The organism is Ignavibacteriales bacterium (assembly GCA_016214905.1).
Lineage (GTDB): Bacteria > Bacteroidota > Ignavibacteria > UBA10030 > SZUA-254 > PNNN01.
Genome location: JACRMQ010000001.1, coordinates 104,132 through 124,383, shown reverse-complemented (window position 1 = coordinate 124,383; position 20,252 = coordinate 104,132). Strand labels below are relative to the sequence as shown.

The 20,252-nt window shown below is 41.2% G+C and carries 27 protein-coding genes, 1 tRNA gene and 1 pseudogene; all 29 read left to right on the top strand.

Annotated features, from left to right (window positions below):
- Positions 1–7: 7 nt before the first annotated feature.
- The 29 genes and pseudogenes from rpoC to map all read left to right on the top strand — a co-directional run bounded on the left by rpoC (position 8) and on the right by map (position 20,249).
- A complete protein-coding gene (gene rpoC, locus HZB59_00590; GenBank protein ID MBI5019917.1) occupies positions 8–4,285 on the top strand; it encodes a DNA-directed RNA polymerase subunit beta' in 4,278 nt (1,425 codons plus the stop codon).
- Between the two features lie 67 nt (positions 4,286–4,352).
- Positions 4,353–4,727 (top strand): 30S ribosomal protein S12, encoded by a 375-nt coding sequence (locus tag HZB59_00585; GenBank protein MBI5019916.1) that lies wholly within the window; start codon positions 4,353–4,355, stop codon positions 4,725–4,727.
- A gap of 1 nt (position 4,728) precedes the next feature.
- On the top strand, positions 4,729–5,199 hold the full coding sequence (rpsG, locus tag HZB59_00580) for a 30S ribosomal protein S7 (GenBank protein MBI5019915.1): 471 nt from the start codon (positions 4,729–4,731) through the stop codon (positions 5,197–5,199).
- A 48-nt stretch (positions 5,200–5,247) separates the two neighbouring features.
- Positions 5,248–7,350 carry an elongation factor G gene (gene fusA / locus HZB59_00575; GenBank protein ID MBI5019914.1) on the top strand — a complete coding sequence of 701 codons (2,103 nt, stop codon included), beginning with the start codon at positions 5,248–5,250 and terminating at the stop codon, positions 7,348–7,350.
- 50 nt (positions 7,351–7,400) lie between these two features.
- Positions 7,401–8,612: an elongation factor Tu gene (tuf, locus tag HZB59_00570; GenBank protein ID MBI5019913.1), complete on the top strand. Its 1,212-nt coding sequence runs from the start codon at positions 7,401–7,403 to the stop codon at positions 8,610–8,612.
- Between the two features lie 26 nt (positions 8,613–8,638).
- Positions 8,639–8,947, top strand: coding sequence for a 30S ribosomal protein S10 (gene rpsJ, locus HZB59_00565; GenBank protein ID MBI5019912.1), 309 nt, complete (start codon positions 8,639–8,641; stop codon positions 8,945–8,947).
- Between the two features lie 95 nt (positions 8,948–9,042).
- Positions 9,043–9,672 (top strand): 50S ribosomal protein L3, encoded by a 630-nt coding sequence (rplC, locus tag HZB59_00560; protein ID MBI5019911.1) that lies wholly within the window; start codon positions 9,043–9,045, stop codon positions 9,670–9,672.
- Positions 9,673–9,685: 13 nt separating this feature from the next.
- Positions 9,686–10,312 (top strand): 50S ribosomal protein L4, encoded by a 627-nt coding sequence (gene rplD, locus HZB59_00555; protein MBI5019910.1) that lies wholly within the window; start codon positions 9,686–9,688, stop codon positions 10,310–10,312.
- Positions 10,313–10,324: 12 nt separating this feature from the next.
- Positions 10,325–10,615 carry a 50S ribosomal protein L23 gene (gene rplW, locus HZB59_00550; GenBank protein ID MBI5019909.1) on the top strand — a complete coding sequence of 97 codons (291 nt, stop codon included), beginning with the start codon at positions 10,325–10,327 and terminating at the stop codon, positions 10,613–10,615.
- A gap of 19 nt (positions 10,616–10,634) precedes the next feature.
- Positions 10,635–11,462, top strand: a pseudogene (gene rplB, locus HZB59_00545) (50S ribosomal protein L2).
- A 36-nt stretch (positions 11,463–11,498) separates the two neighbouring features.
- Complete coding sequence (gene rpsS / locus HZB59_00540; protein ID MBI5019908.1) at positions 11,499–11,786, top strand: 30S ribosomal protein S19; 288 nt, start codon at positions 11,499–11,501, stop codon at positions 11,784–11,786.
- A 4-nt stretch (positions 11,787–11,790) separates the two neighbouring features.
- Entirely contained in the window at positions 11,791–12,198 is a 408-nt protein-coding gene (gene rplV, locus HZB59_00535) for a 50S ribosomal protein L22 (protein MBI5019907.1), read from the top strand.
- 11 nt (positions 12,199–12,209) lie between these two features.
- Positions 12,210–12,848, top strand: a complete 639-nt coding sequence (gene rpsC / locus HZB59_00530; protein MBI5019906.1) for a 30S ribosomal protein S3 — start codon at positions 12,210–12,212, stop codon at positions 12,846–12,848.
- A 19-nt stretch (positions 12,849–12,867) separates the two neighbouring features.
- Positions 12,868–13,290, top strand: coding sequence for a 50S ribosomal protein L16 (rplP, locus tag HZB59_00525; GenBank protein ID MBI5019905.1), 423 nt, complete (start codon positions 12,868–12,870; stop codon positions 13,288–13,290).
- Positions 13,291–13,301: 11 nt separating this feature from the next.
- Positions 13,302–13,529 carry a 50S ribosomal protein L29 gene (gene rpmC / locus HZB59_00520; GenBank protein MBI5019904.1) on the top strand — a complete coding sequence of 76 codons (228 nt, stop codon included), beginning with the start codon at positions 13,302–13,304 and terminating at the stop codon, positions 13,527–13,529.
- Between the two features lie 20 nt (positions 13,530–13,549).
- The gene (gene rpsQ, locus HZB59_00515) at positions 13,550–13,810 is read left to right on the top strand and encodes a 30S ribosomal protein S17 (GenBank protein MBI5019903.1); all 261 of its coding nucleotides are present in this window, start codon (positions 13,550–13,552) and stop codon (positions 13,808–13,810) included.
- Positions 13,811–13,824: 14 nt separating this feature from the next.
- Entirely contained in the window at positions 13,825–14,193 is a 369-nt protein-coding gene (gene rplN / locus HZB59_00510) for a 50S ribosomal protein L14 (protein MBI5019902.1), read from the top strand.
- A 15-nt stretch (positions 14,194–14,208) separates the two neighbouring features.
- A complete protein-coding gene (locus HZB59_00505; protein ID MBI5019901.1) occupies positions 14,209–14,532 on the top strand; it encodes a 50S ribosomal protein L24 in 324 nt (107 codons plus the stop codon).
- 15 nt (positions 14,533–14,547) lie between these two features.
- Positions 14,548–15,180, top strand: coding sequence for a 50S ribosomal protein L5 (gene rplE / locus HZB59_00500; GenBank protein MBI5019900.1), 633 nt, complete (start codon positions 14,548–14,550; stop codon positions 15,178–15,180).
- Positions 15,181–15,212: 32 nt separating this feature from the next.
- The gene (locus tag HZB59_00495; GenBank protein ID MBI5019899.1) at positions 15,213–15,398 is read left to right on the top strand and encodes a type Z 30S ribosomal protein S14; all 186 of its coding nucleotides are present in this window, start codon (positions 15,213–15,215) and stop codon (positions 15,396–15,398) included.
- Between the two features lie 14 nt (positions 15,399–15,412).
- Positions 15,413–15,808, top strand: coding sequence for a 30S ribosomal protein S8 (gene rpsH, locus HZB59_00490; GenBank protein MBI5019898.1), 396 nt, complete (start codon positions 15,413–15,415; stop codon positions 15,806–15,808).
- 22 nt (positions 15,809–15,830) lie between these two features.
- Positions 15,831–16,388 (top strand): 50S ribosomal protein L6, encoded by a 558-nt coding sequence (gene rplF, locus HZB59_00485; GenBank protein ID MBI5019897.1) that lies wholly within the window; start codon positions 15,831–15,833, stop codon positions 16,386–16,388.
- A gap of 3 nt (positions 16,389–16,391) precedes the next feature.
- Positions 16,392–16,760 (top strand): 50S ribosomal protein L18, encoded by a 369-nt coding sequence (locus tag HZB59_00480; GenBank protein MBI5019896.1) that lies wholly within the window; start codon positions 16,392–16,394, stop codon positions 16,758–16,760.
- 36 nt (positions 16,761–16,796) lie between these two features.
- Positions 16,797–16,867: transfer RNA gene (locus tag HZB59_00475), tRNA-Gln, on the top strand.
- Positions 16,868–16,903: 36 nt separating this feature from the next.
- The gene (gene rpsE, locus HZB59_00470) at positions 16,904–17,428 is read left to right on the top strand and encodes a 30S ribosomal protein S5 (protein MBI5019895.1); all 525 of its coding nucleotides are present in this window, start codon (positions 16,904–16,906) and stop codon (positions 17,426–17,428) included.
- Between the two features lie 10 nt (positions 17,429–17,438).
- The gene (gene rpmD / locus HZB59_00465) at positions 17,439–17,624 is read left to right on the top strand and encodes a 50S ribosomal protein L30 (protein MBI5019894.1); all 186 of its coding nucleotides are present in this window, start codon (positions 17,439–17,441) and stop codon (positions 17,622–17,624) included.
- A 2-nt stretch (positions 17,625–17,626) separates the two neighbouring features.
- Positions 17,627–18,106 (top strand): 50S ribosomal protein L15, encoded by a 480-nt coding sequence (gene rplO / locus HZB59_00460; GenBank protein ID MBI5019893.1) that lies wholly within the window; start codon positions 17,627–17,629, stop codon positions 18,104–18,106.
- Between the two features lie 6 nt (positions 18,107–18,112).
- Positions 18,113–19,450 (top strand): preprotein translocase subunit SecY, encoded by a 1,338-nt coding sequence (gene secY / locus HZB59_00455; GenBank protein ID MBI5019892.1) that lies wholly within the window; start codon positions 18,113–18,115, stop codon positions 19,448–19,450.
- A 31-nt stretch (positions 19,451–19,481) separates the two neighbouring features.
- A complete protein-coding gene (gene map / locus HZB59_00450; protein ID MBI5019891.1) occupies positions 19,482–20,249 on the top strand; it encodes a type I methionyl aminopeptidase in 768 nt (255 codons plus the stop codon).
- The last annotated feature ends 3 nt before the right edge of the window (positions 20,250–20,252 follow it).

The following is a 20,252-nucleotide window of genomic DNA, read 5'->3' as shown; positions in this document are numbered from 1 at the left end:
ATTTTTAATGGCATTCGCAACACACGATACTTTAGCGAAGAAAACATTTTCAAAAATTACTATAACATTAGCATCATCCGATTTGATACTTTCCCGCTCACACGGAGAAGTAACAAAACCGGAAACAGTAAATTACCGTTCATTCCGACCTGAGAAAGACGGACTTTTCTGCGAGAAGATTTTTGGACCGGTCCGCGATTGGGAATGTCATTGCGGAAAATATAAGCGGATAAGGTACAAAGGAATCATATGTGACCGATGCGGTGTTGAAGTAACCCAAAAAAGCGTTCGTCGCGAACGTATGGGGCACATTGCCTTAGCTGTGCCGATTGTCCATATTTGGTATTTCCGATCCGCACCATCAAAAATTGGCAACATTCTAGGTGTTACCGGAAAAGATTTAGAAAAAATTGTGTACTACGAATCGTATGTAGTCATTCAACCCGGTACAACCGGATTGCAAAAGTTGGATCTTCTATCCGAGGAACAATATTATGATATCCTTGGAACTTTACCTGAAAAAAATCAGCATTTAGAAGATACAGACGAGAAAAAATTTATTGCAAAAATCGGCGGTGAAGCTATAAAGGAATTATTAAAACGAGTAGAAGTTGAATCTCTATCTGCGGACCTTCGAGTGAACGTGCATTCTGAAGCATCTGTTCAGAAGAAACAAGAATTACTTAAAAGATTAGCAGTGGTAGAAGCGTTCCGTGAAAGAGAAAATGGACCGTTGAATAAACCGGAATGGATGGTGCTCGATGTAATCCCCGTTATTCCACCTGAGTTACGGCCGCTTGTTCCCCTCGAAGGCGGTAGATTTGCGACTTCTGATCTTAATGATCTTTATAGAAGAGTTATTATCAGAAACAATCGTTTAAGACGACTGATTGAAATTAAAGCACCGGAAGTAATTCTGAGAAATGAAAAGAGAATGTTGCAGGAAGCTGTAGATTCACTTTTCGATAATTCGCGAAGAGCAAATGCCGTCCGCTCCGATAATAATCGTGCGCTTAAATCTCTCTCGGATATGCTTAAAGGTAAACAGGGACGATTCCGTCAGAATTTACTTGGGAAACGAGTAGATTATTCCGGTCGTTCAGTTATTGTAGTAGGTCCAGAACTGAAACTTCACGAATGCGGATTGCCAAAAGATATGGCAGTTGAATTGTTTAAACCTTTCATTATTCGAAAATTGATTGAGCGTGGATTGGTGAAGACAGTCAAAAGCGCAAAAAAATTAGTTGATAAAAAAGGCCAAGAAGTCTGGGAAATTTTGGAAAACATTATAGATGGACATCCGGTGCTTCTGAACCGAGCACCCACACTTCACCGCCTCGGTATCCAAGCGTTCCAACCGGTATTAATTGAAGGAAGAGCTATCCAAATACATCCGATGGTATGTACCGCATTCAATGCCGATTTCGACGGTGATCAGATGGCTGTGCATATTCCATTGTCTTACGACTCTCAATTAGAAGCCCGTATACTGATGCTTTCGAGCCATAACATTTTGTCTCCATCAAGCGGTGCGCCAATTGTTCATCCAACTCAAGATCAAGTGCTTGGTTGTTATTATCTGACAAAATCAAGATCAGGTGATATTGGTGATGGAAAAATATTCAGTTCTCCGGAGGAAGTAATAATAGCAAATGATGCCGGAAAAGTTGGATTACACGCAAGAATTAAAGTCAGGATTGGCGGTAAGGTGTTAGATACAACAACCGGCCGCGTTCGATTCAATCAAATAGTTCCTAAGGAACTAGGTTACATTAACGAGCTTCTCAATAAAAAACGGCTTGTCCAGATCGTTCAAACAGTGTTCAGAGCTTGTGGAAATGTGCGGACTGCAGAATTTTTAGATAAGTTAAAAGAACTTGGATTTACATACGCAACAAAAGCAGGAATGTCGGTTAGCGTAGGTGATGTTATAATTCCCAAAGAAAAAGATGAAGTTATCACAAAAGCTTTCAAGGAAGTTGATAATGTTCAGAATCAATATTTCCGGGGATTCATTACCAACGGTGAGCGATATAATAAAGTAATTGATATCTGGACTCGCACAACTAATCGTGTTGCTGAAAAACTTTTTGATTCACTCCAGCACGATAGAGACGGATTTAATTCACTCTATATGATGGTCGATTCCGGTGCGCGTGGTTCAAAAGAACAAGTGCGTCAATTGGCAGGAATGCGCGGATTAATGGCAAAACCGCAGAAAAGTTTATCTGGAGCAACAGGTGAATTGATCGAAAATCCGATTGTAGCCAATTTTAGAGAAGGATTATCGATTCTCGAATATTTTATCTCGACACACGGTGCACGTAAAGGTTTGGCAGATACAGCGTTGAAGACTGCTGATGCAGGATACTTAACGAGACGTTTAGTCGACGTGGCTCAGGATGCCATCGTCGCGATGGAAGATTGCGGAACAATTCGAGGAGTTTTGACAGGTGCGCTGAAAGAAGGAGAGGATGTTAAAGAACCACTTTCGGAAAGAATATTAGGACGTGTTGCTGTTCATGATGTTGTTAATCCGATAACAAAAGAGGTATTAGTCAAGTCCGGTCAGGAAATTGATGAGAAAATTGCGTTCGCTATTTCAGAAACATCTATAGAAGCGATTGAGATAAGATCAGTACTCGCTTGTGAATCGAAGCGAGGGATATGTGCGAAATGCTACGGTCGAAATTTAACCACGTCAAAAATAGTTGAACCTGGAGAACCGGTTGGTATTATCGCCGCGCAGTCGATCGGGGAACCAGGGACTCAATTGACACTCCGAACATTTCATACAGGTGGAACTGCAAGTTTAATTGCAACTCAATCCCAGATCGTATCGAAATTCGAGGGTAAAGCTGTTTACGACGGCATTAAATATCTCAAATCGACAGATGAAGATAGTAAACTTATTGTGTTGGGTCGCAGCGGAGTTGTAAATATCGTTGATCCGGATAATCGCGTATTAACCAAATATGATGTCCCTTATGGTGCGACACTGCTGATCAAAGATAACGCTCCAATTGCTAAAGGCGAAATTGTTTATGAATGGGATCCGTACAATGCAGTTATTATTACTGAACATTCCGGTATTATAAAATATCAAGACCTGAAAGAGAACCTTACATTCAGAGAAGAGCCGGATGAACAAACCGGGCATATTCAAAAAGTCGTTATTGATACGCGAGATCGGACATTGAGTCCGATGCTTATGATTCAAAACGAAGAAGGTCAATCACTCGGCAGTTATATCATCCCAACGCGGGCGCATCTTAATGTTGATGATAATCAGCAAATAGAAGCAGGCACTGTTTTAGTGAAAATACCTCGGGATAGCGGAAAAACACGTGATATTACAGGTGGTTTACCGCGAGTAACTGAGCTATTTGAAGCTCGCAGTCCTGCAGATCCTGCCATTGTTTCCGAAATCGATGGAGTGGTAAGTTTTGGAGCGCAAAAGCGTGGTTCACGAGAACTCATTGTTAAAAGTCATGATGGGCATGATCAACGTCAGTATCTAATCCCGATGGGTAAACATATTCTCGCTCAAGATAACGATGTTATTCGTGCCGGAGAACGTTTATCGGATGGTGCAATAGAGCCGCATGATATTCTAAGAATTAAAGGCGTGAGTTCTGTTCAACAATATCTTGTGAATGAAATCCAGGAAGTTTATCGAATGCAAGGTGTAAAAATAAACGATAAACATATTGAAGTTATCGTTCGTCAGATGATGCAAAAAGTTCGTATCATAGAACCTGGCGATACCAGATTTTTAGAAGATGATTATGTTGATATTCATTCTTTGAATGAAGAGAATGAATTATTACACGATCAAGTAATATTGACCAGCAAAGGTGATTCTAAATTGAAAAATGGTCAGATCATTTCTAAAAAGAAAGTTCGCGAACTCAATATAGATTTAAGAAAGAAAAGTAAAAAAATAGTTGAGTATAGAGATGCAGAACCTGCAACTGCGGAACCAGTTCTTCTTGGAATAACACAAGCGGCACTCTCAACTGAAAGTTTTATCTCTGCTGCATCATTCCAAGAAACAACAAAAGTCCTGACTGACGCTGCTATTCAAGGAAAAGTTGATCATTTACTTGGATTAAAAGAAAATGTTATAATGGGACATTTAATTCCAGCCGGAACTGGATTAAAGAAATTCAGGAATTTAATAGTTGTTTCTAAAGACGAAGCAATGGTTGAAGAAGAGCCGATTGTTACTGAAATTATCGCTGAAAAAAAGAAAACAAAGAAAAAAGAAAAAATATCTTCATAAAAAATTGACAAAGGTTGAAAAATTTCATATATTTATAAACTTTTGGAAAATTCAGGAGTTTGAATAATTGCCCACTATCAATCAATTAATACGATTTAGTCGACAAGATGTAACCTGGAAGAGTAAAGCCCCAGCATTACAGAAGTCGCAACAAAAACGCGGTGTCTGCACCAGGGTGTATACAACTACCCCCAAAAAGCCTAATTCTGCATTAAGAAAAGTGGCTCGTGTACGATTAACAAATGGCATCGAAGTTACTGCCTATATCCCCGGTGAAGGTCATAACCTTCAAGAGCACTCAATTGTGCTCATTCGTGGGGGTAGGGTGAAGGATTTACCCGGTGTCAGGTATCATATTATTCGTGGTACATTGGATACCGCAGGGGTGACGGATAGAAAACAAGGTCGATCTAAGTACGGCGCAAAGAGGCCAAAAAAGTAATATGAGAAAAAAGACTGCAGGAAAACGATTTGTAACCCCCGATCCAAAATTTAATGATATCTTGGTCGGTAGGTTCATCAATAATGTACTAAAACAGGGTAAAAAGCATTGTGCCCGAAAAATTGTATATGACGCATTTGATATTGCTGGACAACGATCAAAAGATGTAAGTGGTTTTGACGTTTTCAAAAAAGCTATCAGCAATGTGAAGCCGATTTTAGAAATAAGAGCCAGACGTGTTGGTGGAGCAACTTATCAGATACCGACAGAAGTACGGCAGGATAGAAGTGTTGCTCTGGCTATCCGATGGATTATTAATTATGCAAATGAACGGAAAGATAAATCGATGGCAATGAAACTTGCTGCAGAGTTTATTGCTGCTGCAAATAACGAGGGCGGCGCGGTTAAAAAACGTGAAGACACACACAAAATGGCAGAAGCCAACAAAGCATTCGCTCATTTTAAATTTTAGATATAAGTTAAGATATTTTGATTTGATGGAAAGATAGATTTTTAAAGAATGGCAAGAGTTTATACATTAGAGCGAACAAGAAACATCGGCATTATGGCTCACATAGATGCCGGGAAAACTACTACGACAGAGCGTATATTATTTTATACAGGTGTTGTTCATAGGATGGGTGAAGTCCATGATGGCGCTGCCACAATGGACTGGATGGAGCAGGAAAAAGAACGAGGTATAACTATAACAAGTGCCGCTACAACCTGTTTTTGGAATAATCATCGTATAAATATAATAGATACACCAGGACATGTTGATTTCACCGTCGAGGTTGAACGATCTTTACGAGTACTCGATGGTGCAGTTGCATTATTCTGTGCCGTTGGCGGTGTTGAGCCACAATCTGAAACAGTTTGGCGGCAGGCAGATAAATATGGCGTTCCGCGTTTAGCATTCGTAAATAAGATGGATCGCGTAGGTGCTGATTTCTATAATGTAATTGATATGATGAAAAATCGTCTTCATGCCAATGCTGTTCCAGTACAAATCCCGATTGGTGAAGGTGAATTATTCACCGGTTACATAGATCTTATTACTTTTAAAGCAAGAGTATTCCACGAAGGATCCGCCGGTACATCGTGGGACGATATCGAAATCCCCAAAGATTTAAAAAAGAAAGCATGTGAATACCGTACAAAAATGTTGGAGGCGGTTTCTGATGAAGATGACACGCTTCTTGAAAAATATCTCGACGGTAAAGAAATATCACCGACAGAAATTAAAAATGTATTACGCAGGGCCTGTTTAAAAGTTAGCATCATTCCTGTGCTTTGTGGTTCATCTTTCAAAAATAAAGGTGTTCAAGGATTGTTGGACGCAGTCATAGATTTTCTTCCATCGCCTGTTGATCTTTCTGCATGTGAAGTTAGCGGTCATCATCCCAACATGAAAGATCATGTAACGCGAAAAGTATCAGATAATGAAAAATTTTCTGCTTTAGCATTTAAGATCATGACAGACCCGTACATCGGTAAGCTCACTTACCTGCGTGTGTATAGCGGGCAAATTGAATCTGGTTCTTATGTATTTAACTCAAGTACCGGACGCAAAGAGCGAATCGGAAGATTGCTGCGCATGCACGCGAATCATCGTGAAGATACGGATGCGGCATACGCCGGAGATATCGTTGGAGTAGTAGGATTAAAAAATACAAGAACAGGCGATACACTGTGCGACGAGGAAGATCCAATTATTTTAGAAAAGATGGAGTTCCCGGAACCCGTGATCGCAGTTGCAATCGAACCGAAAACGAAAGCCGATCAAGAAAAGATGGGAGAAGCGTTATCTAAGTTATCTGAAGAAGATCCCACATTCAGGGTTTCTTCAAATGAAGAAACAGGCCAAACAATTATCAGTGGAATGGGTGAATTGCATCTTGAAATTATTATTGATAGAATGAAGCGTGAATTTAGAGTAGAGGCAAATGTCGGTAAACCGCAGGTAGCTTATCGAGAAACAATTCGTAAAAAGGTTGAGCAAGAAGGTAAATTTGTTCGTCAATCCGGTGGAAGGGGTCAATACGGACATGTTTGGATCACTCTTGAACCGAATGAAAAAGGTAAGGGTTTCGAATTCGAAAATGGAATAATTGGAGGTGTGGTTCCAAAAGAGTATATTAAACCTGTCTCAGAAGGTATCGTTGAAGCGATGAAAAACGGAGTTTTAGCCGGATATCCCGTGGTTGATGTTAAAGTGAAGTTGTTCGACGGATCTTTCCATGCGGTCGATTCTTCTGAAATGGCATTTAAAATCGCAGGTTCAATCGCTTTCAAGGAAGCCGCAGATAAAGCCGATCCGGTAATATTAGAACCGATTATGGATGTTGAAGTGGTTACTCCCGAAGATTATATGGGCGATGTGATGGGCGATCTCAGTTCACGTCGAGGAAAAATCGAAGGACTTGTTGCGCGCAAAGATGCGCAAGTGATTAAAGCGAAAGTACCTCTTTCGGAAATGTTCGGTTATTCAACCCAAATGAGGTCGATGACGCAGGGTCGCGCAATATACACAATGCAATTTGCGTACTATGAAGAAGTACCCAGAAGCATTACAGATCAAATTGTTGAAAAAGTTCGTGGACGGGAATCCGTCACTGTATAAGTTTAGTTAATGAAACAAACAAACATCTCAGCTAATTAAGGAGATCATTTATGGCAAAAGAAAAATTTAACCGAGACAAACCGCACGTGAACGTCGGTACCATCGGCCATATTGACCATGGTAAGACGACGCTCACCGCTGCAATCACAATGGTATTGAGCAAGAAAGGATTATCGGCAGTCCGTACGTTCGATAGCATTGATAACGCACCAGAAGAGCGTGAACGTGGTATTACAATTGCAGTTGCGCACGTAGAATACCAGACAGATAAACGACATTATGCACACGTCGACTGTCCTGGCCACGCAGATTATATAAAGAACATGATAACCGGTGCCGCACAAATGGATGGAGCCATTCTTGTTGTTGCCGCGAATGACGGTCCAATGCCACAAACACGTGAGCATATCCTTCTCGCAAGACAAGTCGGAGTGCCTAAAATTGTAGTCTTCTTGAATAAAGTTGATATGGTGGATGATCCGGAACTAATCGAATTAGTTGAAATGGAATTACGCGATCTTCTGAAAAAATATGAATTCCCGGGCGACGAAATTCCCATAGTAAAAGGCAGTGCGTTGAAAGCAATGGAACGCGCTTTAGCCCCTGATGCAAAACCGGACGATGCAGCATTCAAACCGATTTATGAATTGATGAATGCAGTCGACGCTTACATTCCGTTACCGAAGCGCGACGTTGATAAGCCATTCTTAATGCCTATTGAAGACGTTTTCTCCATCACAGGACGTGGTACTGTAGGTACAGGTCGTGTTGAACGCGGCCATGCAAAGGTCGGAGACGAAGTTGAAGTGATCGGTTTAGGTGCTCATAAGAAAACAGTTATTACCGGTGCTGAAATGTTCCGCAAGGAACTCGATGAAGTGCAAGCAGGCGATAATGCCGGTTTGTTATTACGCGGCGTTGAAAAGAACGATCTCGAGCGCGGTATGGTTGTTGCAAAACCAGGAAGTATCACACCTCACAAAAAATTTACATGTCAGGTGTACGTATTGAAAAAAGAAGAAGGTGGCCGTCATACTCCGTACTTCAGCGGATATCGTCCACAATTTTATTTTAGAACAACCGACGTTACAGGCGTTGCAACATTACCGAGTGGAACCGAAATGGTTATGCCCGGTGATAACGTTGATAACCTATCGGTAGAACTCATCTCCGAAATCGCAATGGAAGAAGGTTTACGATTTGCAATTCGCGAAGGTGGTCGCACAGTTGGTGCAGGCGTTGTAACAAAGATTCTTGAGTAAATAACGATCAATAAAGGAATAATAAAGTGGCTGGACAAAAAATACGCATTAAATTGAAATCGTACGATCATACGCTTATCGATAAATCGGCTGAGAAAATTATCAAGACGGTAAAGTCGACTGGCGCAATCGTATCCGGTCCTATTCCTTTACCAACAAGACGAACACTTTACACTGTTTTGCGTTCTCCCAACGTTGATAAAAAATCGCGCGAACAGTTTGAAATGCGATCCCATAAGCGCCTCATCGACATACTCAACTCGTCTAACAAGACGGTAGATTCGTTGATGAAATTAGAGCTTCCTGCTGGCGTCGATGTGGAGATAAAGGTATAATTTAATTCTACAATCATAATAATATTGTATCGAACCCCATTGCCGGATTTTCCGGCACTGGGGTGTTTCGACATACTTATTTCGAGTAAAAGACAATGAGTGGTATACTAGGCAAGAAAATAGGAATGACCAGCGTCTTTAATGAGAAAGGGGAATCGGTTCCCTGTACTATCATTGAAGCGGGTCCGTGTATTGTAACCCAAATCAAAACCAAAGCCAAAGATGGTTATGAAGCTGTTCAGGTTGGTTTTGAAGATAAAAAAGACAAACACGTCAATAAACCAATGTCCGGACATTTCAAAAAAGCTAATGTGAATCCGAAGAAACTAATTCGTGAATTCCGTAACCTTGATGTAAATAAATATCAAGCTGGATCAGAAATTAAGGTTGAATCGTTATTCGCGGCAGGAGATGTTGTTTCGGTTAGCGGAGCATCAAAAGGCAAAGGATTTCAGGGCGTAGTTAGAAGGCATCATTTTGGCGGCGGTTTAAGAACGCATGGTCAAAGCGATCGTGTTCGTGCGCCGGGATCGATCGGTTCCAGTTCTTATCCATCACGCGTTTTTAAAGGAATGCGCATGGCAGGAAGAATGGGCGGAACCCAGATTACAGTAAAAAATTTACGGGTTGTTCAAATTATCCCTGAATCTAATTTAGTTTTAATTCGCGGTTCAATTCCAGGATATAATAACAGTTACGTAGAAATCTCAAAAGAAATTTTATAGACAATAACAAATTATGCAGCTCGATATATATAAAAAAGATGGCACTCCAAGCGGCGAGAAAGTTAAACTCTCTCCGGATATTTTTGAGATAGAGCCAAACGACCATGCGATTTATCAGGCGGTCACCAGTTATCTTGCAAACCAGCGTCAGGGAACTCACAAAACAAAAACATACGGTGAGGTCGCCGGAAGCGGTAAAAAGTTATGGAAACAAAAGCACACAGGTCGGGCAAGAATCGGAGCTGTCCGTTCTCCATTGTGGAAAGGCGGAGGAACAATTTTTGGTCCCGTTCCAAGAGATTATTCAAGGCAGTTACCGAAAAAAGTAAAATTATTGGCTCGAAAATCAGCGTTGAGTTATAAAGCCAAAGATGCCGCAATTACGATCATCGAAGATTTCAGCATCGATCAACCCAAGACTAAAGAGATGGCGGAAATCATGAAAGCATTGAAGCTATCAGAGAAAAAAGCTTTATTCTTGGTAGGGAAAACAGACGTAAACATCTGGAAGTCGGGACGTAATCTCCCGTCCTTAAAAGTTCTTGAAGCATCGAAGGCATCGACTTACGATATTTTAAACAGCAAAGTTCTTGTTCTTCAAAAAAGCGCAATAGAAGCATTAGAAAAAACATTTCAATAAGATGAAGTTAATATGACAGGCATTATTTATCGCCCACTCGTGACCGAAAAAGTATCGAACCTTCAGGATAAAGGTATTTATGCTTTTGAGGTTGCTCTTGCTGCGAACAAAATTGAAATCGCACATGCGGTTGAAAAGAAATTTAAAGTAAAAGTCATCAACGTACGCACGATGAATTTTAAAGGTAAGTCGAAAACTCAAATGACCCGCAAAGGTCGATTCGAGGGAAAAACATCACACTTTAAAAAAGCGATTGTCACCCTTAAAGAGGGCGATAAGATTGATTTTTTTGCTAACGTTTGATAGAAGAAAGTAAACGAGAATGGGTATCAAAATTTTAAAACCAAATACACCGGGAACCAGATGGATGACTGTCCCGACTTTCGACGAGATCACAAAATCGAAACCGGAAAAAAGTTAAATCGAACCGTTGAAATCGAGCGGTGGCCGTAATACAAATGGACACATCACTTCGCGTCATCGCGGCGGTGGACATAAGCAATTTTATCGCAAGATCGATTTCAAGCGAGATAAAATCGGTGTTACAGCTAAAGTAATTGCAATCGAGTACGATCCGAACAGAACTGCGCGCATCGCATTGCTTCAATATCAAGATGGGGAAAAGAGATATATCATTTCTCCGAACGGAATCAAAATTGGCGAAGTATTATCATCCGGTCCTCAGGTTGAAATCAAGGTTGGAAACGCGATGCCGTTGTCAATTATTCCGGTTGGTACATTCGTGCATAATATAGAGATGCGCCCCGGAAAAGGTGGACAAATTGGAAGAAGCGCAGGTGCCTCGATCCAATTAATGGCAAAAGAAGGAAAATATGCACAATTGAAAATGCCATCGGGTGAAGTAAGAAATATCCCCAGCGGTTGCTTTGCAACAATTGGCACTGTTAGTAATCTTGATCATGAAAATATTAGTCTTGGAAAAGCCGGACGTTCTCGATGGAAAGGCATTCGCCCTCAATCACGTGGTGTCGTGCAGAATCCGGTAGATCATCCGCATGGTGGTGGTGAAGGAAAATCGCCGCAAGGTAATCCGCACCCGGTTTCACCGTGGGGCTGGCATACAAAGGGTAAGAAGACCAGACATAAAAAATTGAAATCCGACAAATTAATAATTAAACGTCGGAAATAATTCAGCAATAAAACATTCTTAATGAAGAAGTAGATTATGAGTCGTTCTCTCAAAAAAGGACCTTTCGTTGATGCAAAGCTTCAAGGAAAAATCGAAGCGATGGCAAAATCGGGTCAGAAGAAGGTAATAAAAACGTGGTCGCGTTCATCAACGATCACTCCGGAATTTGTTGGTCATACATTGGCTGTTCATAACGGGAATAAATTCATACCTGTTTATGTACACGAAGGAATGGTAGGTCACAAGTTGGGTGAATTTGCACCCACAAGAATTTTCCGAGGTCATCCCGGTTTGAAGAGTGATTCAACTACTGGTGAAGGATAAGATTATGTTAGAAGCTCGTGCGATAAATCGGTATATTGGATCATCTCCGCGTAAAATGCGGTTGATAATAGATCTCATTCGCGGGAAATCTGTCCCGGAAGCGATAAATATTTTACACTTTTCACCCAAACATGCATCGCGTGTTGCCGAAAAAGTATTAAGATCGGCGGTCTCGAACCTTCAGAATAAAGACGAAGCAGGAAGAACCGATACAGATACACTCGTGGTGAAAGAAGCTTTCGTGAACGGAGGTCCGAGCATGAAACGAATGCTGCCGGCGCCAATGGGTCGTGCATACCGAATGTTAAAAAGATCGAACCATTTAACGATAGTTGTAGCTCAAAAAGTTCAAAGAAAAAAATCGGTTGCAAAACCGAAAGATAAACCATCATCTAAACAACAAAGTCAATAACAGGAGATTGCTTGGGACAAAAAGTTCATCCAGTTGGTTTTCGTCTTGGAATCTTACGAACGTGGGATTCAAATTGGTACGACGAGAGAGATTTCGCATCGAAACTTCAGGAAGATATGAAGGTTCGAAGTTATATTCAAAGTAGATTAAAGAAGGCAGGTATTTCTAAAATTCTGATTGATAGAACACCGAAGCGAGCTGTGATAACCATTCACACATCGCGACCCGGAATTGTCATTGGAAGAAGTGGAAAAGAAATAACACAACTGGAAGAAGAATTAAAGCAGATAACTAACAAGGAAGTTAAGATTCTGATCAACGAAATTAAACGCCCCGAGCTTGATGCCTATTTAGTTGCAGAGAATATCGCGGTTCAATTGGAAGGCAGAATGTCTTTCAGGCGAGCGATGAAGATGGGAATAACATCTGCAATGCGGATGGGTGCCGAAGGAATCCGCGTAATGTGCGGAGGCCGTCTTGGCGGCGCAGAAATCGCGCGATCTGAACAATACAAAGAAGGAAGAATCCCACTTCACACGCTTCGCGCCGATATTGATTATGCCCAAGCGACAGCGCAAACTATTTATGGTTCAATCGGCGTCAAAGTATGGATTTGCCGTGGCGAAGTTTTAGAAAAAATAGCACGTTAAATTAAGAAGATATTGGATTATGTTATTACCAAAAAGAGTAAAATACCGTAAACAACAGCGTGGAAGAATGCGCGGAAAAGCAACGCGCGGCTTCACAATCTCGTTCGGAGATTTCGGATTAAAAGTGATGGAACCGGGTTGGATAACCCAGCGGCAGATTGAAGCATCCAGAGTTGCACTTACTCGTTTGATGAAGCGGGAAGGAAGAGTTTGGATACGTATATTCCCCGATAAACCGGTTACAAAAAAACCGGCAGAAACCAGAATGGGAAGCGGTAAAGGCGCACCTGAATTTTGGGTAGCTGTAGTTAAACCCGGAACAATTCTATTCGAACTCGGTGGAATTAACAAAACTCTCGCGGCAGAAGCAATGAATATCGCGTCGCATAAACTGCCTTTAAAGACAAAAATGGTTACGCGTCGAACTTATACCGGAAAATAAGGAAGTAAGAAATGAAAGTATTTGAAATAAAAGGATTGTCGGAAGAGGAATTGAAAAAGCGGATAATTGATGAAGAAGAGAATTTGGTCAATTTAAAATTTCAAAAAGCGACAAGCCAACTCGAAAGCCCGATCAAAGTTCGTCTGGTACGCAGAGATATCGCGCGATTGAAAACGGTGTTGCGTGAGAAAGAAATGATTAGCGAACGTTCAACACCCGAAACATCAAAAGCCAAATAATAAAGGATTTATATAGCATGATGGCTGAAAATAGAAATCAACGGAAGGTGCGCCTCGGTAAAGTTACAAGCGCAAAGATGAATAAAAGCATAGTGGTAGCTATAGAGCGACGAATTCCACATCCGATATATAAGAAATATTATACAAGAACCACTTCACTCATGGCTCACGATGAAAAGCAAGAAGCAAGAGTGGGTGATCAGGTAAAAATTATGGAAACACGCCCCTTAAGCAAATTGAAACGGTGGCGTTTGGTTGAAATTATTGAAAAAGCAAAATAACTGGAAGAGCAGATATGATTCAGGAAGAAACTAATCTGGTGGGCGCTGATAATTCGGGCGCAAAAAAAGTCCGGTGTATCCGGGTTTTAGGTGGGCACGAAAGACGCTATGCGTCGTTAGGCGATGTAATCGTTGTCTCAGTAAAAAGCGCTATACCCGGCGGTGCGGTAAAAAAAGGTGAAGTCGCAAAAGCTGTTATAGTCAGGACAAAAAAAGAAATTCAGCGTCGTGACGGATCATTCATCCGTTTCGATGAAAACGCTGCGGTACTTTTGAATCTTCAGGGTGAACCGAGAGGCACGCGTATATTCGGACCGGTCGCACGCGAATTGCGCGATAAAAATTACATGAAGATTGTTTCGCTTGCACCTGAAGTATTGTAGGAAATTGGAAAGAATATGAACATTCATAAAAACGATACAGTAAAAGTAATATCCGGAAATGCAAAGGGCAAAACCGGCAAAGTTTTGAAAATATTCCGCGAAGAAGAACGAGTGATAGTAGAAGGCGTGAATATTATAAAACGTCATACGAAAGCATCTCAAAAGAATCCGCAAGGCGGCATCGTTCAAAAAGAAGCACCGATAAATACATCGAATGTTTTGGTAATATGTCCCAAGTGCAGCAAACCATCGCGCATCGGTCATAAGAGTGTATCAGATGCGGCGACTGGCAAAAAGCAAACGATGCGCGTATGCCGTTCCTGTGAAGAGATGTTTTAATAACGAGAAAATATTATGGGCAAAGAAAAATCAACTAAAGCTGTAAAAGAAGCACCGAAATCGAAACCTGGCGAACAGGAAGCTGGTGTAATCCCCCGACTTTATGAAATGTACGAGAAATCGATCATTGAAAATTTGATGAAAGAATTCAAGTACAGTAACGTTATGCAGGTACCTAAGCTTGAAAAAATAGCAGTCAATGTAGGTGTTGGTGAAGCTACTCAAGATGCTAAATTGCTCGATGTAATCATTAAAGACCTCGAATCAATCATCGGTCAGAAGGCAGTTATCACAAAAGCGAAGAAAGCAATATCGAATTTCAAACTGAGAGAAGGATTACCAATAGGAATTCGGGTCACACTTCGCGGACGTAAAATGTACGAATTCATGGATCGGTTTATGAACGTAGCAGTTCCGCGTATCCGTGATTTTCGCGGATTCTCGGATAAATCGTTCGATGGAAGAGGAAATTACACTGTAGGTGTGAAAGAACAAATTATTTTTCCCGAAATAGATTTCGATAAAGTAACGAAAATTTTCGGGATGGATATAACATTCGTAACGACAGCAAAGAACGATCAGGAAGGTTACGCACTTCTGAAGCAGTTCGGCATGCCGTTCGAAAAAAGACAATCAACAATTGAATAATAATCGATAAACGCAACCGTAGGAGATAAGAGTTGGCACGATTAGCAATGGTAGTAAAAGCGAAACGAACGCCGAAACATGCCGTTCAAAAACATAACCGCTGCAACATTTGCGGAAGACCGCGTGGTTACATGCGCAAATTCGGAATATGCCGTCTATGTTTTCGAAAATTGGCACTCGACGGAAAAATTCCCGGCGTGTTAAAGGCAAGCTGGTAAGGAATCAGAAAAATATGAATACAACAGATCCAATTGCAGATTATCTGACACGATTAAGAAACGCTATTAAAGCGCGTCATCGCCGTGTCGATATCCCCGCTTCGAATTTAAAACGCTCGCTCAGTAAGATATTAACCGAACAACATTACATCAACGGTTATTCGGAACTTAACGATAACAAGCAAGGAATTATTAGAGTGTCTCTTCGCTATACAGACGGCGTAGCGGCGATTACTGGATTATCGAGATTTAGCAAGCCCGGATTAAGAATATATAAACCGGCAGAAGAGATACCACGTGTATTAAACGGTTTAGGAATTGCGATAGTCTCAACATCGCAGGGGCTTATGACCGATAAAGACGCTCGCCAGAAAAATATCGGCGGCGAAGTACTATGTTCCATATGGTAATATAATTATAAGAGTTAAAAAAATGTCTAGAATAGGAAAAAAACCAATACCCGTTGCAAAAGGCGTTAAGATCGAGAAGAACGATGTAATGCTGAAGATGACCGGACCGAAAGGGATGTTGTCTGCGAAAGTTCCATCGGCAATCTCCGTGGAAGTTGTTGAGAATGCACTTATACTTAAGCGTTCTTCTGATGAAAAAAAATATCGGGCTTTACACGGCACATGGCGAGCATTACTGAGCAATATGATGAAGGGTGTCTCAGAAGGATTTCAAAGGAAATTGGAAATCGTCGGTGTCGGATATAAAGCTGAGATGAAAGGGAAAAAACTTCAACTCGTGCTCGGTTATTCGCATCCGATAATATTTGAAGCACCGGCGGAAATTAAACTTGAAGTTCCGATACCAACAAACATACTGATTTCAGGAATTGACAAACAGCTTGTCGGTCAGGTCGCGGCAAAATTGAGATCTTTCCGTCCACCGGAACCATATAAAGGTAAGGGTGTAAAGTATGAAGGTGAGTACATTCGCCGGAAAGCAGGAAAAGCGGCAGCGACAGCCGGAGCTAAGGCAGGATAATTTATGATTAAAAAATCGAGAATTGAAAAAAGATTAAAAATTAAAAATCGAATCAGTAAAAAAATACGTGGGACAACTGAACGTCCTCGATTAACAATCTACCGGAGCTTACATCATATGTATGCTCAGATTGTGGATGATTCGCAGGCGAAGACACTTGTTGCGGCATCAACACTCTCACCATCAGTGCGTGACGAAATTAAAACGCTTAAAGGCAAAAAAGAAATTGCCAAGCGGGTTGGTGCTGAAATAGGAAAACTTGCTTTAGAAAAGAAACTCAGTAAAGTAGTATTTGATCGCAATGGTTATTCATACCATGGCGTTGTAAAATCATTGGCAGATGCCGCTCGTGAAGCCGGACTCAAATTTTAAACAAAGCCCTTGCTCCCGGCGACATCATTAAAATTTTGCCGGGTCGTCTAATGGCAGGACAACGCCCTTTGGAGGCGTCTGTAGAGGTTCGACTCCTCTCCCGGCAGCAGTAAAATAGATCATTATATATTTTGGAGTAAAAATTGACAAGAATAAAAACAGGCGAACTTGAACTTAAAGACCGACTTGTACACATAAATCGTGTTGCCAAGGTCGTTAAAGGCGGAAGACGTTTTAGTTTCAGCGCTATCGTTGTCGTTGGAGATGGTCATGGTTATGTTGGAGTTGGTTTGGGTAAAGCTAATGAAGTGCAGGACGCGATTGCTAAAGGAATCGATGATGCAAAGAAAAATGTTGTACACGTTTCTATTTTGCACGGAACAATTCCCCATACCGTAATCGGTAAATACAGCGCATCGAGAGTTTTGTTAAAACCCGCATCGCCAGGTACAGGATTAATAGCAGGCGGTGGCGTGCGCGCAGTATTGGAATCTGCCGGCGTGAAAGATGTTCTAACAAAATCAATCGGTTCATGCAATCCTCACAACGTTGTGAAAGCGACACTAAGAGCATTGCAAGGTCTGATCGACGCAAAAACAATGGCTAACCGCCGGAGTTTAGGTTTAGCCGAAATATTCGGTTCGCAAAATGCTCCATCTACTAATTAATGGATAGACTATGGCGAAAAAAATTAAAATTACACAAAAGATAAGTCAGATTCATACTCTCAAATCACATAAAGCGACGATCAAAGCTTTAGGACTTGGCAGGCCGAATTATTCCGTAATCCAGAACGATACGCCGCAAATCAGAGGTATGATTGATAAGGTGAAATATCTTCTAAAAGTAGAAGAGGTAAAATAGGTATGGCGAATAATGCATTACATAATTTAAAATACGCTCCCGGGTCGAGGAAGAAAGTAAAACGAATCGCTCGTGGTCAGGGATCAGGACACGGTGGCACAGCTACACGCGGACATAAGGGCGAGGGCGCCCGGTCAGGAACACATTATCGTCCATGGTTCGAGGGCGGTCAAATGCCGCTCGTTCGTCGCGTTCCCAAATTCGGATTTACAAATGTTCTTCGTGTCGAATTCCAAAAAGTGAATGTTTCCCGACTTGAAGAATTCGCAGCCGCAGGTAAAATTAAAGACGGAAAAATTAATCCGGAATTACTATATACTCTTGGCGCTGTTTCAAAAAAATCTTTACCTGTAAAAATACTAGGCGACGGAGATTTAAAATCCAAATTAGAAATTACTGCAAATTCATTCAGCAAAACAGCCGTGCAGAAAATTGAAGCTGCCGGCGGAAAAGCAATTACTATCAACAAATCAGCGAAGTAATCGTCAATGGCAAAACTCAGCGAAAGTTTTCGGAACATATTCAAAATTCATGAACTCCGACAGAGGATTTTATTCACTGCCGGAATTCTGATTATTGTTCGTTTAGGCGCTCACATCACACTACCCGGTGTAGATGCTCAATTGCTAACAGAAGCAATGCGAAATCAGGCATCTAACACTCTTTTTGGGTTGTATGATCTTTTCGTAGGTGGTGCTTTCAGCAATGCGGCAATTTTTGCTCTCGGTATAATGCCTTATATCAGTGCATCTATTATAATCCAATTGCTCGGCGCGGTGATTCCATACTTCCAAAAATTATCAAAAGAAGGTGAAGAAGGCCGAAAAAAAATTACACAACTCACCCGTTATGGCACAGTTCTGATTTCTATGCTTCAGGCATGGGGTGTTAGCGTTCAGTTGATGAGCATTAATGCCGAGGGTATACCGATTGTACCTCCGGCGGTCCACGGACTTGTATTTCAACTATCAACGATGTTTGTACTGACAGCAGGTACAATATTTATTATGTGGTTGGGAGAACAAATCACAGAGCGCGGTATTGGAAACGGAATATCACTTATTATTTTTATCGGCATCATTGCACGTTTTCCAAATGCACTTCTCGATGAATATCAGCTCGTAAGCTCGGGCGCACGCGGTTTGATTATTGAACTGATTATTTTTATACTCATGTTTTTTATCGTTGCCGGTATTGTTATGGTCACTCAGGCAACCCGACGGATTCCTGTTCAATATGCGAAACGCGTTGTTGGCAGAAAAATTTATGGCGGGGTAACACAATACATCCCGATGCGTGTAAATACGGCTGGCGTTATGCCGATTATATTTGCCCAAGCTATCATGTTTATTCCTAACACAATTCTCACTTTCTTTCCTGAAAGCGATTTTATGCAGGGGATAGCCGGATATTTTAACTATACATCAATCACCTACTCGGTTGTTTACGCCTTGATGATTATCTTCTTTACATATTTTTATACTGCCGTCGCATTCAATCCGAAAGACGTTGCAGAAAATATGCAAAAGCAAGGCGGATTCATTCCCGGCATCAGACCCGGAAAACATACATCTGATTTTATAGATAACATCTTGACTAAAATTACATTACCAGGATCAATTTTTCTCGCGATCGTCGCGATTCTTCCCGCATTTTTGATGCGGTTAGGAGTGACTTCCGGTTTTGCAAGTTTCTTCGGCGGTACCAGTTTGTTAATTATTGTTGGAGTTGGTTTGGATACCCTCCAACAAATTGAATCGCATCTTCTAATGCGCCATTACGACGGTTTCATGAAGAGCGGCAAGATTAAAGGCAGAAGGATGTAAGTGCAACCTTAATTAAGGTTGTAAAATTATAATGGCGAAAGTTTTTATTAAATCGCCTGCTGAAATTGAATTGATGCGGGAAAGTAACAGGATTGTTGCAGAAGTCTTAAAGATGATGAATGTAATGGTCAAGCCCGGTATAACAACGAAAGAGTTGGATCAATTTGCAGAAGAGTTTATTAGATCTCAACAGGCAGAACCGGCATTTAAAGGTTACGGAACCGATAAGAAAAATCTTTTTCCGGCAAGTTTGTGTATTTCGATAGATGATGAAGTTGTTCACGGAATACCTGGTTCACGAAAGTTGAACGAAGGTGAGATAGTTTCTATCGATGTAGGTGTAAAGAAAAATAAGTTTTACGGCGATGGCGCCTGGACGTTCGCTGTAGGAAAAATTTCGAGCGAGAAGCAAAGATTGCTTCAAGCCACCGAAGAATCACTGTATGAAGGTATCGCGCAAGCAGTATCAGGAAACAGAGTACACGATATATCTGCGGCAGTTCAGAAGCGTGTTGAATCCGATGGATTTTCGGTCGTTCGGGATTTAGTAGGACACGGAGTAGGAAAATATTTACACGAAGAACCGGCTGTTCCAAATTACGGCGAAAAGGGAACAGGACTCTTGTTAGAAACCGGAATGACATTAGCAATTGAACCGATGGTGAATGCCGGAAGCTATCGAGTTCGAGTCGACGCCGACGGCTGGACAGTTAGAACGGCAGACGGAAAAGATTCGGCACATTTTGAACATACAGTTTTAGTTAAAGATGGTAAACCAGAAATACTTACAATATCATAAGGT